The following is a 13,981-nucleotide window of genomic DNA, read 5'->3' on the forward strand; positions in this document are numbered from 1 at the left end:
TTTGCCTTGTCCCGCTCCATCCTTTATAAAGTCTTTATAATTTCTTATTGCTTTTTTTCTGTGTTTACCAAATAAACCAAGGATTTCATTCGTATTTTGCCATTCTCTCTTAACTCTCCCCATTATTTCGGTTTCTTTTTTAAATATTTCTTTTCGCTCAATACCTCTTGCTATTACATGGTGCAGGGTACCCGGAGCATCTAATCTTGGGCCTCTTGGCATAACTTTTATAGTTTATATTAACATCTTGTCGCTGTCAAGCAATTTCTGCACCAACGTCCCCTAAGCTCCTACGTCCCCTAAGCTCCTAAGCCTAAGCTCTCTCTGATTAACTACAGTTTAGGTATCGATATTTTTCTTTTTAGCAAACTTTTTAACAAATTTAGCAACGTCAGATTCTAAATAAACAGGAATATTTAATTCGATATTAGGCTGGTAGAATTTGCCTCTTTCTCCTTTGGAAAAATCATATTCTTTTATGTTCTTTATTTACCTAACGTCCCGTATATATTTCATTTTTTTACGGTTGTAAATTCAATGTAAGTGTACCAACAATTGTATTGACAGGCCCCTGAGGTATATCAAGGAAAACCGTGATATTCAGTACGATGGTCTGGGCTGTGATAGTCCCTGTGAATTCAAGCCGGTTCACATCCGGGCTCGGGACATTTGTCATTGTCCCTGTTATGTTGCCGGCACTATTTATTGTCATCGATACGTTACCGAATGTTATTGGGTCAGTCCCCGTAACAGTCACATTAGTTCCGCTGGAAGCTCCGTTAAGTGTTACAGGCACAGGATCTGAAGGCAAATTAAATATAATCCCGTTCACGTCCAGGACTATCTGCGCTGTCTGGCTTTGAGAATTCACAGTGATCACCGCTGAAGCAGAATCTGTAAACATTCCATATGTGCTCTCAGCCCACGATCCCAACCAGGTACCCGCGTAATTGGCCATGTTTAATCCCTGCTGCTGTTGAGCTGTAGTAAACTGCCATGTATGGTTATTTGCGATCGGGTTTCCCGCGGTATCGGTTGCCCCTGTTGTTACAGTGCCGGTATACGTTTTATTATAGTCAAGGTTATTTGTGGGTGTAAATGTGGCGACCTTGTTGCTGTATGTTACCGTACCGGGAACAGTACTGCCCGTTACAGTAAATGTTGTTGTGTTTATTGTCTGGGGATTCATATCCTCGCTGAATGTAACGCTAACCGGTGAATTAACAGCGACATTCGTTGCTCCGGTTGTAGGAACGGTTGAAACTACCGCAGGCGCCGTTGTATCCCCTCCGGCAACTGTTGTATCAGCAGTTGTTGTTCCGGCAGTAGTAGTATCATCATTATTAGACGGACCGGCAGTTGTATTTGTATTATTATCAGAATTTGTACAAACACCGCCAAAATTCACAAAGCATACAAACAAGATAAAAACCAGAACAGATTTTAAATATGTTTTCATGTGTCCCTCCTTGTTTATTTTTAATATACGAACTTCTTGATTTACAATAAATTAACTAAATTTTAGCCCTATAATTTTTGTTAGTCAAGAAATATTAACAAAAATGTTGATGTGATTTCGTAAAACTTATGTAATACCAGGAAACACGAAGTTCGTATATTATAGGAATTTTGGCTGGCAGGAAAAATTATTATATTTTTCTTCCGATGATCAGGCTCGTGTTGAAATTCGTGTCTTTGCGGGAAAATTTTGAAAACCCGGCGCTTTTCATCCAGCCTCTGACGTCCGGTTCGGTGTAAGTGTCGCCGGATTCGGTGCCGACAAGCATGTTAAGGCTGAAGAAGGCGCCGAAGGCGGGGCTTGTCCTTTCTTCATCCATGATAAAATCCTGCACGACAATCTGCCCGTTCGGGTTAAGGGATTTATAGCATTTTTTTATCAACATATTATTCTCCTTCGGGGAGTTGCTGTGAATGACGGCGGAAAGAAAAACCAAATCAAAACCTTTGGGCAGTTCGTCATTGATATAGTTTCCCGGCATTGTGTTAATTTTATCCGAAAGTTTTTCCTTCTCAACATACATTTGCGTGATGGAAATAACATTATCGAGGTCAAACACGGTTGATTTTATGCCGTCTTTCGCCCTTACAAACGCCATTGAAAAAACTCCCGAGCCGCCCCCGACATCCAGGACGGTCCTCACGTCTTTTAAATCCAGCATGGATATCACGCCCGGCGCCTGCCTGTCCCCCCGTTCATGCATCGCCGCGATAAACCCCGTTAATGAATCACCGTCTCTTTCGCTTATATTTTGAAACACCGAGGGTCTTCCCAGGCGGACCGACTTCGTCAAAGTGCTCCAGTTGTTCCACAGGTGAAGAAAGTGCGTTAAACCCTGCATGTATCCGGGGCTTCCTTTAACAAGAAACCTCAAACCGGAAGGTGTGTTCGAAAATTTTCCATCCTTCTTTTTTAAAAGGCCTATAGCGCAAAGCGCGTTCATTAAACGGTCAAGGCTGCGGCTGTCTGTCCCAAGGGCCCTTGCCACCTCACTGGAGGACTTTGCTTTATCCCCGAGCGCCGTAAAAACATCAAGTTCATACGCGGTCAGAAAAATCCTGCTTTTCTGGAAACTCAAGCCAAGTTCTCTTATATCCATCGGAGTAAATTCTATGTTTTTCATTTTAATCTCCCGGTTTTTTTATTCTATCCTTTTCCCCGCGATAAATTCCTCATTCATTTTATACGCCTCATCATCCGTAAACTGTCTCGGCGGATGTTTCATAAAATATGAAGACGGCGAGAACAGTACCCCGCCTATACCCCTGTCTATCGCGAGTCCCGCACACCTTATCGCGTCGATTACTACACCCGCCGAATTAGGCGAATCCTCAACGGACAACCGCAATTCCAGGTTTATGGGAATATCCCCGAACGTCCTTCCTTCGATACGTATAAACGCCACTTTATTGTCCTTCTGCCACGGGACATAATCGCTCGGCCCGATATGGATATTTTCCGCTTCAAGCCGTTCAGCCAAAACAGACTGTACCGCCTCCGTCTTGGATTTCTTTTTCGAGGTAAGCCTGTTTATGTTCATCATATTGAGAAAATCCGTGTTGCCGCCGGTATTCAGCTGGTAGGTCCTGTCTATTTTTACGCCTCTTTTCTTGAAAAGCGAAGCCAGTGTCCTGTGGGTAATCGTCGCGCCGAGCTGGGACTTTATGTCATCGCCTATTATAGGAATATTTTTCTTTCTAAATTTTTCTTGCCATTTTGGATCGCTTGCAATAAAAACAGGCATGTTATTTATAAAGCCAACCCCTGCCGAAAGAGCGCATTCGGCGTAAAACCTTACTGCCTTTTCGGAGCCCACTGGAAGGTAATTCAGCAATACCTTTGCCCCCGATTCCTTTAAAACCTTCACAATGTCTTTTTTCTCCGCCTCCTTTTCACTGCCTGGGACAAACCTGTATTTTTCATCATAATTTTTCATGTGTTCGGACACGCCGTCAAGTATTTTTCCCATCTTCACATAAACTTTTGCCACAGGGATTTCAGGGCAAAACCTTTTCGTGCAGTTCGGCAGGGCGAATATGGCTTCCGAAACATCCTTTCCCACTTTTCTTTTGTCGATATCAAAGGCGGCCGCCACTTCGATATCAAACGGCTTATACCCGCCTATGTCCCAGTGCATCAGGCCGTTGACGTCTTCTTTTTGTTTTGTTTTATAATATTCAATCCCCTGGATTAAAGAACTCGCGCAATTGCCGATCCCGGCAATCGCAATTTTTATTTTTTTCACAAAATCACCTCCTAAAGGTTTCTGTTTTTTCTATTCCGCTATCCGCGCTAAAAATGACCACAAGCTAAAAGAAAAACTCCTGACAAACTTTGGTATCCTTATACCCAGGATACTTGTTGACCATTCCAATTCATTTGTGTCGCAAATTGTCGACACATTGTAACTGTCCATTTTTTTCTTAAGTTTCGCGAACGCCTCATTTCTTTCCGGTTCATCGCTTGTCATCAAGATCCTGTCGATAGTTGAACAAAGCTCCATCGCCTTTAAAATCCTGTTTTCGAGTCTCAAACACTCTTTTTTTGACACAAGGCCGTATATGAATTTTAACCGGTTCAATTCAAGCCCCGCTTCGTAAGAACTTTCAACAATGTCGTGGCGTGAAAGCCACCTGGTTTCGTAATTCAGCATATATTTCCAGCTCGGTTTAAGAAGCGCCTGTCTGTGTTCTTCCAGTGTCCTGTAAAAAATCTTATAGCCGTATTGCTCCGGATTTTCAAACACCATCGAACCCGGGTCGATAAACGGGGCAAGCGGCGATATGTATAAAGCGATCTTTTTTGACGCCGCGAATTTTGAAAGCAGGTATCCGCAGTATTTCACCGTGTCCCTGATTGATTCCCTTGTCTGCTCCGGCAGCCCCGTCATGAAAAAGATATCCAGCCTTTTTATGCCGAGCTTAATGGCCTCTTCGATCATCTCCTCGGCCTCCGCGTTCCCAAACGGCCTGCCGAATGCCCGCCGGATTCTCTCGTCATGCGATTGCAGTGAAAGCTGGATGTTAAAATTAGGCACCGCCCCCGCGATTTCCTTCAACTGCTCTTTATCGGGCGGGACGAAAAATTCGAATATAATCTGGTTTGAAATTCTCGCGTCTGAAAACTCTTTCAAAAGAGCGCGCGTGTATTCCTCGCCGTTCTGGAAAATATCCCCGACAAGAAAAATGGGGCCTTTTATAAACCGAGTAAGGGCTCTTATCTCCTTCCCGACTTCCGCGGCGGACTTGTAAACCGTTTCTTTCCGGTTGCAGTAATTTTTATAAAATTCCTTGGACCCGCCGCAAACCTTGCAGTTGCAGTTGCAGCCCCGGCATAAAACGATAACAGCGATGGGATAGGCCACCCAGTTAATAAATGGCAGGTATCCCGAAAAATCAAAATTCTTCAGCGCCTGCAGAAATATATGCTTATAATCTATATTTATTCCTTCCAGGCTTTTAGGGATATAATCAAACGGGTTAAAAACCGTGTTTTGTTTTTTATCGCGCCAGCAAAGGTTGGGAATATGTTCAAACCCGTCGCCGGTCTTCAATGAAATAATAAGCCTTTCCAAAAGCACTTCTGTTGAATCTCCCCTGATACAATAATCAATAAAGGGGTATTCCATCAATTCCTTATAGTAATATGTGGCTGATAACCCGCCAAAAACCACCTTTGAACCCGGGTGAAAGTTTTTTACAAGTTTGGCCACCTCAATACTGCCGTGCGCGTGCGGGAGCCAGTGCAGGTCAATTCCAAAAATACGGCTGTCGAGTTTCCGCAAAAATTTTTCAGCGTCAAACCCCGGGTTATGGAGCATCTTCAGCGCCAGGTTAACGATCCGGACCCTGAAACCCTTGTTTGTCAGATACCTTGAAATCGTCGTGAACCCTATCGGATACATCTCAAATATCGGGGTCGAAGGAACAACATCGCTTATGGGCCCGTACATAATCGGGTTCTTGCGAAAGTCATAAACGCTTGGCGCGTGCAGGAGAACAAGGTCATACTTGTAATTATCTTTCATTTTTGAAAACATTTTATCCCTCCACCTGATACGTTGACATCATCATCCCGCCGGGAAATAAACAAACAAAACATCCCAAACCATATGCACAAAAACCGCCGCCCATAACCCCGACTTTTTATAAACAAATCCCCAGATATAAGCCAGGGAGAAATCCACAAGCCCGGACACGGGGCCCAGTGTGACGGCCCTCGCACCGCTTATGGCCGACGCTAAAAAAACAGCGCTGTTATCTTTAAAATATAAATTAAGCGTGTTTTGAATATACACGCGGTAAAATATCTCAACTGCCAAAACAATAATAATTACGCCTGAAACAGATACTAAAATATTTATTTCATGCCAGGGCCGCACAAAATACTGCCACAGGCTAAGGTCAATAATCCCCTGCAGGTTTTTGTTCCTGCTGATTATAAAGCTTGAAAATTTCATGAGCTGGTAAAGAAAAATCATTGATATTACACCAAAAAATAAATATTTAGATTCTTTAACTTTTTGCTGTTCAATCTTTAAAAGAAATTCCCTTCCCAAAAAACCGCCGGTTATTAAAATCAAACAAAAATATGCAATATTGGCATAAGGCCTTACTCCCGGCACACGGTAAACCGCATAATATAAAATCACAACCGGAATATTTATTAAAAACAACGTTATTAAATCCTTCTTTTTCGTCATATTCTCTCTTTTTTGTTCTTATTCCCATGCCACATGCTCTTTGCCCCATGCTTTTAATAGTATCCTACCTCTTTCATTAATTTATCAACAACTTCCTTATACTCCTTATTCGCCTTTTTGAATTCTTCGGCCGCTTCATCCTGTTTTCCTTCATCCTGTTTTATTTCCGCTAACTTATGATGCACATACGCCTTATTCGGATTTATACCAATATTATGGGCACCGACACTCATAACTTTCTGTTTTTCCGGGCTGAGAAAGATTTCTACGGCCTTAGCAAAACTTTCCGCCGCTTTAACCCTGTCACTATTTTTCAAATGAGCTAATCCCAGTCCGTAATACGCGTCTGCTGACGAAGGCATATTCTGGATAACGATATTAAATTCCCTGACTGCTTCAGCCAGCCTGTTCCCGTCTTTGCACGCGATAGCATAATTATAATGCGCTATCATATTGCTGGAATCAAGGTCCAGAGCCTGAAGGAAAAAATTGGTCGCCTTATCCAAATCGTCTTTCTTGGAATAAAAAATACCCATTAAAATATTCGCGTCCGCGTATCCCGGATCTTCTTTAAGCGCGGTTTCAAGCTTAGGGAGGGCCTGGCTTATCAATCCCTTTTTATATAACTGCAGGGCCATATTGTAATAAAATCCCGCCTTGCCTTTTGGCTGATAACCCTCCGGCGCTTTTGTTATAACCTGTTCTATCCCAAGCGCCGTTTCAATTGCCCGGCGGACAATCTTCTCTCCCGACAGCGCCGGGAAACCCGGAATTAACGCGGAGACAAGACCCTCTTTGTCAATTATTATCAAACTGGGAATGGTCATTACCCCGAATTTATTATATATCTCGAGACCCTTATCGAGAAGGACCGGGTATGTGATCTTAGTATCAAGTGTTACTCCCAGCGCCTCAGTTATTTCATCATCCGGAATCGCTTCCTGGCCGCGGGGGCTGTATATCGAAAGTATTTCCAGTCCCTTCTCCGAATGATATTTGTCATATAGTTTCTGCAGGTATTCCAACTCCATTGCGGAACGAAGGTTGGGATTGGCCCAAAAAAGGACAGCTACCGCGGATTTTCCCTTAAAACTATCAATGCTGTATTCTTTACCCTGAATATCTTTAAGCTTAAAATTAGCAATCGGTTCATTTTCTTTCAGCCGTTTAAATGCCTGGCCGTTGGCCGGGATAAAAAAGATTATAAAAAGAAAAGTTAAGAAACTAATTGCTAAAGTAATTCTGCCGATTTTTGTTTTCATTTCAGCCACCTCCTTTTAAGTGTCAAGTTTCAAGTTTTATTATTCAAAATTTTATGTTAAAATACTTTTATGCGATTAGCCGTACCCACTAACTGGGACCATAAACTTATCGAAAACCTTTCCGGGCTGCCTGTTGAAAACTATTACGCAAAATTACAGGAAGATATCATCGGCGGCGGCAGGCCCGCTTCAAGCATTCCCCATGTGACACGCCAGAAAGTCAAAGACCACATCAAACTGATTCACGCGAACAAATCACTGTTCAATTATGTGATAAATGCCCCCTGCCTCGGGAACATCGAATATGCGCCTTTATACCGCAGACAAATTTTCAAACTCCTCGATTGGCTTACTTCAATAGAGGTTGATTCCGTGACTGTTTCCATTCCCCTTCTCCTTGAATGGGTCAAAAGGAATTTCCCGTCTTTAAAAGTAAGCGTTTCTGTTTTTTCCCACGTTGACACTATCAGCATGGCAAAAATGTATGAAAACCTCGGCGCGGATGAAATCACTATCACCCAGCAATTCAACCGCGATTTCAATTTTTTAAAGGGCCTCCGGAAAAACCTTAAAACCGATTTTCAGCTGATTGTAAATAACGCCTGTCTTTTCGGGTGTCCCTTCCGCCGGTATCATTCAAACCTGAACGCACATTCATCACAAACCGGCTCCAAAAAGCTGCCTATAGACTACCCGGTAATGAGATGCACGCTTCTTCGTTTCAAATACCCGGCTGAAGTAATCCGTTCTCCCTGGGTCCGGCCTGAGGACCTCGTCCATTATGAAAAAATCGGAATCGATAAATTTAAACTGTCAGGCCGAACTAATACAACTGAATGGATTACCAGGACCGCGAAATCATATGTCTCACGTAAAAGCCCGGAAAATTTCGCAGAGCTCCTGGCTTTCCCCAACGCCGCCGGTTCTATATTTCGAAAGTCTATCCCGGGCGCGCCGGATGTAAATCTTGTTATCGATAATGACGCCCTTTCCGGGTTCATTGAACATTTCCTCCAAAAAAGCTGTTCCGCCCTCCCCTGCGATAAATGCCTTTACTGCGACCGCACGGCACAAAAGGCGGTCAGGACTTCCAAAAAGCTTTCCAAAGAACTTATATCCAGTTATGAAAAAGTCCTATCCGCTTTTCTAAAAATCTAGCAATTAACCGTTACCGGAATAGTTTTATCTAACTGCATCCTGAATTTCCGGATTATATTTACAAAATTATTTAATTCACAATTCGTGGCCACTTTTACCCCTTTAATCCAATCTCTGGAAACCAGTTCTTCTATGACAAAATCGCTATACTCCTGGTTTTCATCAATAAAAATATCAACCCCCAGTCTCGGCGAAACCTTTAACTTTTCAAGGGCTTCCAATCCCAGCCAGGGAACGATAATCCTGTCCGCGCCCATGCTCAAGGCAAAATTAGCGTCAAGGTTTGATTTAATTCCGCAGACCACTGATGCTATTATTTCAAAATTCCTGCAAGGATTATTATCCGCCACCCATGTTATCAAACGGTAATCGCCTAAAACCAGGCCGTCTGCCTGGTAAGGAATAACATCTTTAATGGCCTGTAATATATTCGAATATTGATTATCGGCCAATTTCGCGTTAAATACCACGTATGCCTTTTTCTTGTATTTATGCGCGTATTCTATCGCTGAATGAACCTCATCCCTCGAAAAAAGGACCCCGCAGTAACTTATCGTCACCAGTCCCTGGACAGGTATATAAACAGCGTCTGTGCCGTTCTGCACTGCTGATTTAAGAAATTCCCAGTTTGGTGTTGGCACTATTAGTTCCATTTTTATTCTCCTATCAAACTGTTTCAGAAAACTCAAGCGCAACAGTTTTATTCATTTCCGAGGATTTATATGCCGCGGATATGCACATTGCGTTAACAATTGCTTCATCAATGCCGTCCGGTGAAAAATTATTTTTGCCCAACCGTCCAAAAAACTCGTTAAAAAGCCCGGCATACCAATCTGAATGATTTGAATTGCCGGAAAATCCTTCTCCCGCTTTTATATATTCTTTTTTGCCAAACGTATTTAAAATAATTTCATCTTCTTTTATTAAAATATCACCGTCGGTCCCAAAAATCCTGAAAATATTTTCTCTTTCCCTGCCCGCCCATGTTAACGCAAACTGCGACATGCCGTTTTCATGCTTGATACTTAACCACGCTGTGTCCTCGACAGTATATTGGAAATGATAAAGCCTTTCGGTCCGGGCGGTAATATATCTTGGTTCCCCCAATATCGAGGATACAAGATAAAAAAGATGCGAACCGTGATCAACAATAATACCTCCCCCGCTGTTTTCAATTTCACTGCGCCACATCGGGTTCCATGCATCGTTCCCCTTATTTGCCTCAGTACGATAGACAAAAAATTGCATAAGAAACGGCCGGCCAATCAATTTTTTATTGATGATTGAAACTGTCTTTTGCCATAACGGAGAATACCGGTACTGGTGCCCGGGTAAAAATACCAAATGGTTTTTTACGATTTTTTCCTTTATCTGGAAAAGGGCTTCCAGGTTAATATCAACCGGTTTTTCACAGATTATATTTATCTTCTTTTCCGCCCCCTGCATTATAATATCAAAATGGCTCATCGGAGGCGTACAAATATCTATAAAATCGAGTTTTTCTTTTGCGAGCATCTCCTTAATATCCGTATATGTCCTGCCCCCGGGCAATATCTTCCTGAATTTTTCGAGGTTTTTTTCCGCGAGGTCGCACCCAGCCACAATCACCGCGTGTCTCATAATATCAGGGTCAAGATACGCCTTCAAATGGCCGTTTAGACCGATATTTCCTAAACCAACAATCGCTCCGCGATACACTGCTCTTCCTCCTTTATCTCCGTGTTATCCAGAAAAATATTAATAAATTTTTTTGCCGTCAAGGAAGCCCTGTCAGGATATTTATTATGTTTGTTTAGTTCAACTGAAAGCCAGCCGTTATATTCAATCTTTTTTAAATAATCAAAAAATTGTTTAAAATCAATGTCTCCTTCACCGGGAATCAAATGCCGGTGCGGGAAATCATTGCGGAACACATCGTCCACATGTATCAGGTGCAAATAATCTTTTACCTTATCAATATAAGTGTGGACTTCCTCTCCGACACCAAAACAATGCCCGATATCAACCAGTACGCGGAATACATCTTTTCCAAGGCCGTCTATTGCCTTCAAAACCTGTTCAGGCCGTGAAAGCCATTTTTCAGGTTCTGCCTCCAGCGCGACGATAATATTTCTCCTGCGCGCCTCTTCCCCGATTATCTCCATGGCCCGGTAAAAATATTCTCCTTGTTTTTTATAGCTTAATTCGTGTTCCTGGTATAAACCGCCGGAAGCCGTGTGCACGGCTTTGACTCCAAAAAACTCCGCCATCCGGATACATCCTAAAAATTTTTCAATATTTTCTTTTCGTTTTTCCGCCTCCGGCGCGACAAAATCCAGGTGCGCGCTGATACCGTAAACCTCAAGGCCGAGTTTATAAACCATTCTTTTTATGTCCCGCAGCCGTGTTTCGGAATCATAAGGAGAAATATGGTCCCCTTTCGCCCAAAGTTCAACTCCCTGGTAACCCTGCCCGGCAACCGCGTTTAACGTATATTCGATTGGGAAATTCCGGTATGCGTTGAGAAAAAAACCCAGTTTCATTTCAATTCTCCTGTTTAATTTCAACTCCCCCTTCTCCCTCTCTTATAAATAAGGGGGACAAAAGGGGGGCGTTATTTTTCTTACCTGACAATCAAATCCGATAAAGTAATAAATAAAAACCCTCCTGAGGTCAAACTGTTTATCCAGAAAAAGGTTTTATTTGTCCTTAAAACCTCTGTTTTATATGTAGTAATATGCCCGAAAATTACTAAAACAGCCAAATTTAAAATCCCAAAATAATAAATATTCCCAAAATCATATTCCCCGCCCAGATATAAGAGAAGATAAACAGTAACGACATGAAGAAGAAAAGCAATGACCTGGCTCCATTTTTCGCCAAGGAGCGCGGGTATTGAATGGAGGCCGCGCGCCCGGTAAAACGCTACATCTTCCCTGTCATAAATAATATCAAAACCGCTCGTCCAGAAAAATACCGCAATGCCCATTATTACAGCCGGTGAGCCCCACGTCCCTTTTACGGCAATCCATCCTCCAACCGGCGCCCAGAACAATATTGAACCAAGCACAAAATGGTTCATCCATGTCCACCTTTTTGCGGACGAATAAACAAGAATAAGAACAACCGGAACCGGCGAAAGATACAGGCAAAGCGGGTTAAGCATCAACGCGCTTAAAACAAATAGGGCCAGGGAAAATACCGTAAAAATAATCACTTCTTTATTTCCAATAATTCCTTTAACAAGCGCCCGTTGTTCTGTCCTTGGGTTTTCCCTGTCAATGTCTTTATCCAAGAACCGGTTAACAGCCATACCCGCGTTTCTTGCAGAAAAAACCGCTAAAATAATCCAGAAAATTTTGTTTACCGGAGGTATAAACTGCCCATTTATTGTCCACTGGGCAAGCATCCCGCCTGTTAAAGCGAAAGGCAATGTAAAAATTACAAAAGGAAAAAGCGTAAGCTCCGAATACACGGCAATCTTCTCTTTTATTTTTCTTGCCATTGCCCCTTCAACCCTGGTCCTATTTTCAGAATCCATATTCCCTCCATCTTTTTTCAACAAGTTCAATAATTTCTTTTTTCCGGGAAATCTTTTCCGGCCAGGACCTTCCGTCTAATTCTTCGGGAAATTTCCGCGTGGCATCGATGCCAATCTTGGTCCCAAAGCCTTCTCTCAGGCTTGAAAAATCCAGTATGTCCGCCGGGCCCTGCGCGGTAACAATGTCCCGTCCCGGGTCGATATTATTTCCAAGGTTCCATAAAACGTCACTGATAGAACTTACATTAACATCATCATCCACGATAATTACAATTTTAGAAAACATCATCTGTCCCAGGCCCCAAACCGCGTGCATTATCTTATGTGCCTGCCACGGGTAACTCTTTTTTATACTAAAAATTACTATGTTATGAAAACCGCCCTCCAGGGGAAAATTCATATCGGTTATTTCAGGAATACTCAGTTTCACAAGGGGAAGAAATATCCTTTCCGTTGCTTTCCCTAAAAAATTATCCTCAACAGGAGGAATACCGGTGGATACTGTATGGTAAATTGCGTCTTTTCTATGGGTAACACAAGTCAGATGAAACACAGGGAAATAATCGGGAAGGGAATAATGCCCCGTATGGTCACCGAACGGTCCTTCCAGCCTCCTTTCCCCGGGTTCGATATACCCTTCTAACACTATTTCGCTATTAGCCGGGACCTCGAGATCAACTGTCCTGCATTTAACAAGTTCAACCGGAGACCCTCTTAGAAACCCCGCAAAAATAAATTCATCAATATCCTGGGGGAGGGGCGCCGCGGCAGCATAGGTAGTGGCCGTATCTGACCCTACTGCCACAGCCACCTCTAATCTCCTCCCAAGTTTTTCCGCTTTCTGATAATGTCTTGCGCCGTCTTTATGCGGGTGCCAGTGCATCCCGCAGGTCTGCCCGTCAAAAACCTGCATGCGATACATGCCCGCATTTCTTATACCGGTTTCAGGGTCTCTTGTAATAACAAGCGGCAATGTAATATATCTCCCGCCGTCTTTCGGATAATATTTCAGGATTGGAAATTCATCAAGAGAGAATGAATCTTTTTTTACTATTTCCTGGCAGACACCGTCACTCACATTTTTGGGACGGAATGACCTGAACATTTTATAAAATTTTGGAATTGAACGGACTTTTCCAAAAAAAGAATCAGGTATTTTTGGTCTTACAATTTCTTCTATCTTTTTTCTGATCTCATCCAGGTCCGTAACTCCAAGCGCATAAGCCATCTTTTCCATACTGCCAAACGCGTTAATCAAGACAGGATATTTACTGCCTGATACATTTTCAAAAAGAAGGACAGGGCCGTTTGAACGCGTCATACGATTTGAAATTTCAACTACCTCCATCTCACTGCTGACTTGCGCTTTCACCCTTACAAGCTTGTTCTTTTCTTCTAAAAATTTTATATAATCCCTGAGGTCTTTATAAAACATTTTTTTTCTCCATTAATAATATGATGCAATTTTTATGCCAAAAATAAATAATTTTTGTTTTTGCCGGCTAATTTATTGATAAATAAACAAATATATTTAAAGATGAAATGGTTTATTTAATTAAATATAATTTAATTTTGTCATAATGACAGAATTCATAAATAATTGAAATTATATTTGTCATTCTGACATCAAATATGTTTATAAGTTATTTTTAAAATATATCGGCTAATATTCTGGTATTAATATATATATTAGACAAGATGGCATAAATTACACGCAAAACCCGGCCGCAGTCTCTTGGTTTTTGACGCCTTCTCCCCTTCAAAATGCGGGTCATGGCAGGTTGTACATGTAATTTCTCCGTTCAAATCGAGCGGGAATC

At 42.2% G+C, this 13,981-nt stretch carries 13 protein-coding genes; 1 reads left to right on the forward strand and 12 read right to left on the reverse strand.

What is annotated here, in order from left to right; translation table 11 throughout:
- From AB1498_10385 to AB1498_10415, 7 genes are all read right to left on the reverse strand, one after another.
- Positions 1-222, reverse strand: a 222-nt coding sequence (locus tag AB1498_10385) for a hypothetical protein (protein ID MEW6088695.1), incomplete at its 3' end; no start/stop codon positions are given.
- Positions 223-520: 298 nt separating this feature from the next.
- On the reverse strand, positions 521-1,459 hold the full coding sequence (locus AB1498_10390) for an Ig-like domain-containing protein (GenBank protein MEW6088696.1): 939 nt from the start codon (positions 1,457-1,459) through the stop codon (positions 521-523).
- Between the two features lie 190 nt (positions 1,460-1,649).
- Complete coding sequence (locus tag AB1498_10395) at positions 1,650-2,642, reverse strand: methyltransferase (GenBank protein ID MEW6088697.1); 993 nt, start codon at positions 2,640-2,642, stop codon at positions 1,650-1,652.
- An 18-nt stretch (positions 2,643-2,660) separates the two neighbouring features.
- Positions 2,661-3,764, reverse strand: coding sequence for an inositol-3-phosphate synthase (locus tag AB1498_10400; protein MEW6088698.1), 1,104 nt, complete (start codon positions 3,762-3,764; stop codon positions 2,661-2,663).
- A gap of 30 nt (positions 3,765-3,794) precedes the next feature.
- Positions 3,795-5,558, reverse strand: coding sequence for a TIGR04190 family B12-binding domain/radical SAM domain protein (locus AB1498_10405; GenBank protein ID MEW6088699.1), 1,764 nt, complete (start codon positions 5,556-5,558; stop codon positions 3,795-3,797).
- A 30-nt stretch (positions 5,559-5,588) separates the two neighbouring features.
- Positions 5,589-6,221 (reverse strand): CPBP family intramembrane glutamic endopeptidase, encoded by a 633-nt coding sequence (locus AB1498_10410; protein ID MEW6088700.1) that lies wholly within the window; start codon positions 6,219-6,221, stop codon positions 5,589-5,591.
- Between the two features lie 53 nt (positions 6,222-6,274).
- Complete coding sequence (locus tag AB1498_10415) at positions 6,275-7,483, reverse strand: redoxin domain-containing protein (GenBank protein ID MEW6088701.1); 1,209 nt, start codon at positions 7,481-7,483, stop codon at positions 6,275-6,277.
- Between the two features lie 69 nt (positions 7,484-7,552).
- Between AB1498_10415 and AB1498_10420 the strand changes: the two genes are divergently transcribed.
- Positions 7,553-8,641 (forward strand): U32 family peptidase, encoded by a 1,089-nt coding sequence (locus tag AB1498_10420; GenBank protein ID MEW6088702.1) that lies wholly within the window; start codon positions 7,553-7,555, stop codon positions 8,639-8,641.
- Here the strand turns inward: AB1498_10420 and AB1498_10425 are convergent.
- The 5 genes from AB1498_10425 to AB1498_10445 all read right to left on the reverse strand — a co-directional run bounded on the left by AB1498_10425 (position 8,638) and on the right by AB1498_10445 (position 13,596).
- Complete coding sequence (locus tag AB1498_10425; GenBank protein ID MEW6088703.1) at positions 8,638-9,294, reverse strand: U32 family peptidase; 657 nt, start codon at positions 9,292-9,294, stop codon at positions 8,638-8,640. The two genes, AB1498_10420 and AB1498_10425, sit on opposite strands and share 4 nt — an antisense overlap.
- A 13-nt stretch (positions 9,295-9,307) precedes the next feature.
- On the reverse strand, positions 9,308-10,339 hold the full coding sequence (locus AB1498_10430) for a Gfo/Idh/MocA family oxidoreductase (protein MEW6088704.1): 1,032 nt from the start codon (positions 10,337-10,339) through the stop codon (positions 9,308-9,310).
- On the reverse strand, positions 10,312-11,163 hold the full coding sequence (locus AB1498_10435) for a sugar phosphate isomerase/epimerase (protein ID MEW6088705.1): 852 nt from the start codon (positions 11,161-11,163) through the stop codon (positions 10,312-10,314). Before AB1498_10435 ends, AB1498_10430 begins: the two co-directional genes overlap by 28 nt.
- Before the next feature lie 80 nt (positions 11,164-11,243).
- Positions 11,244-12,161, reverse strand: a complete 918-nt coding sequence (locus AB1498_10440; GenBank protein ID MEW6088706.1) for a UbiA-like polyprenyltransferase — start codon at positions 12,159-12,161, stop codon at positions 11,244-11,246.
- Positions 12,151-13,596, reverse strand: coding sequence for a menaquinone biosynthesis decarboxylase (locus AB1498_10445; protein ID MEW6088707.1), 1,446 nt, complete (start codon positions 13,594-13,596; stop codon positions 12,151-12,153). The genes AB1498_10440 and AB1498_10445 overlap by 11 nt, the downstream gene beginning before the upstream one ends.
- Positions 13,597-13,981: the final 385 nt, after the last annotated feature.

The organism is bacterium, from assembly GCA_040754625.1.
Classification (GTDB): domain Bacteria; phylum JACRDZ01; class JAQUKH01; order JAQUKH01; family JAQUKH01; genus JAQUKH01.

Bases quoted from the DNA above. Each gene is read 5' to 3' on its own strand.
- AB1498_10390 (MEW6088696.1), bottom strand. From the start codon at position 1,459: ATGAAAACATATTTAAAATCTGTTCTGGTTTTTATCTTGTTTGTATGC.
- AB1498_10395 (MEW6088697.1), bottom strand. From the start codon at position 2,642: ATGAAAAACATAGAATTTACTCCGATGGATATAAGAGAACTTGGCTTG.
- AB1498_10405 (MEW6088699.1), bottom strand. From the start codon at position 5,558: ATGTTTTCAAAAATGAAAGATAATTACAAGTATGACCTTGTTCTCCTG.
- AB1498_10410 (MEW6088700.1), bottom strand. From the start codon at position 6,221: ATGACGAAAAAGAAGGATTTAATAACGTTGTTTTTAATAAATATTCCG.
- AB1498_10415 (MEW6088701.1), bottom strand. From the start codon at position 7,483: ATGAAAACAAAAATCGGCAGAATTACTTTAGCAATTAGTTTCTTAACT.
- AB1498_10420 (MEW6088702.1), top strand. From the start codon at position 7,553: ATGCGATTAGCCGTACCCACTAACTGGGACCATAAACTTATCGAAAAC.
- AB1498_10425 (MEW6088703.1), bottom strand. From the start codon at position 9,294: ATGGAACTAATAGTGCCAACACCAAACTGGGAATTTCTTAAATCAGCA.
- AB1498_10435 (MEW6088705.1), bottom strand. From the start codon at position 11,163: ATGAAACTGGGTTTTTTTCTCAACGCATACCGGAATTTCCCAATCGAA.
- AB1498_10440 (MEW6088706.1), bottom strand. From the start codon at position 12,161: ATGGATTCTGAAAATAGGACCAGGGTTGAAGGGGCAATGGCAAGAAAA.
- AB1498_10445 (MEW6088707.1), bottom strand. From the start codon at position 13,596: ATGTTTTATAAAGACCTCAGGGATTATATAAAATTTTTAGAAGAAAAG.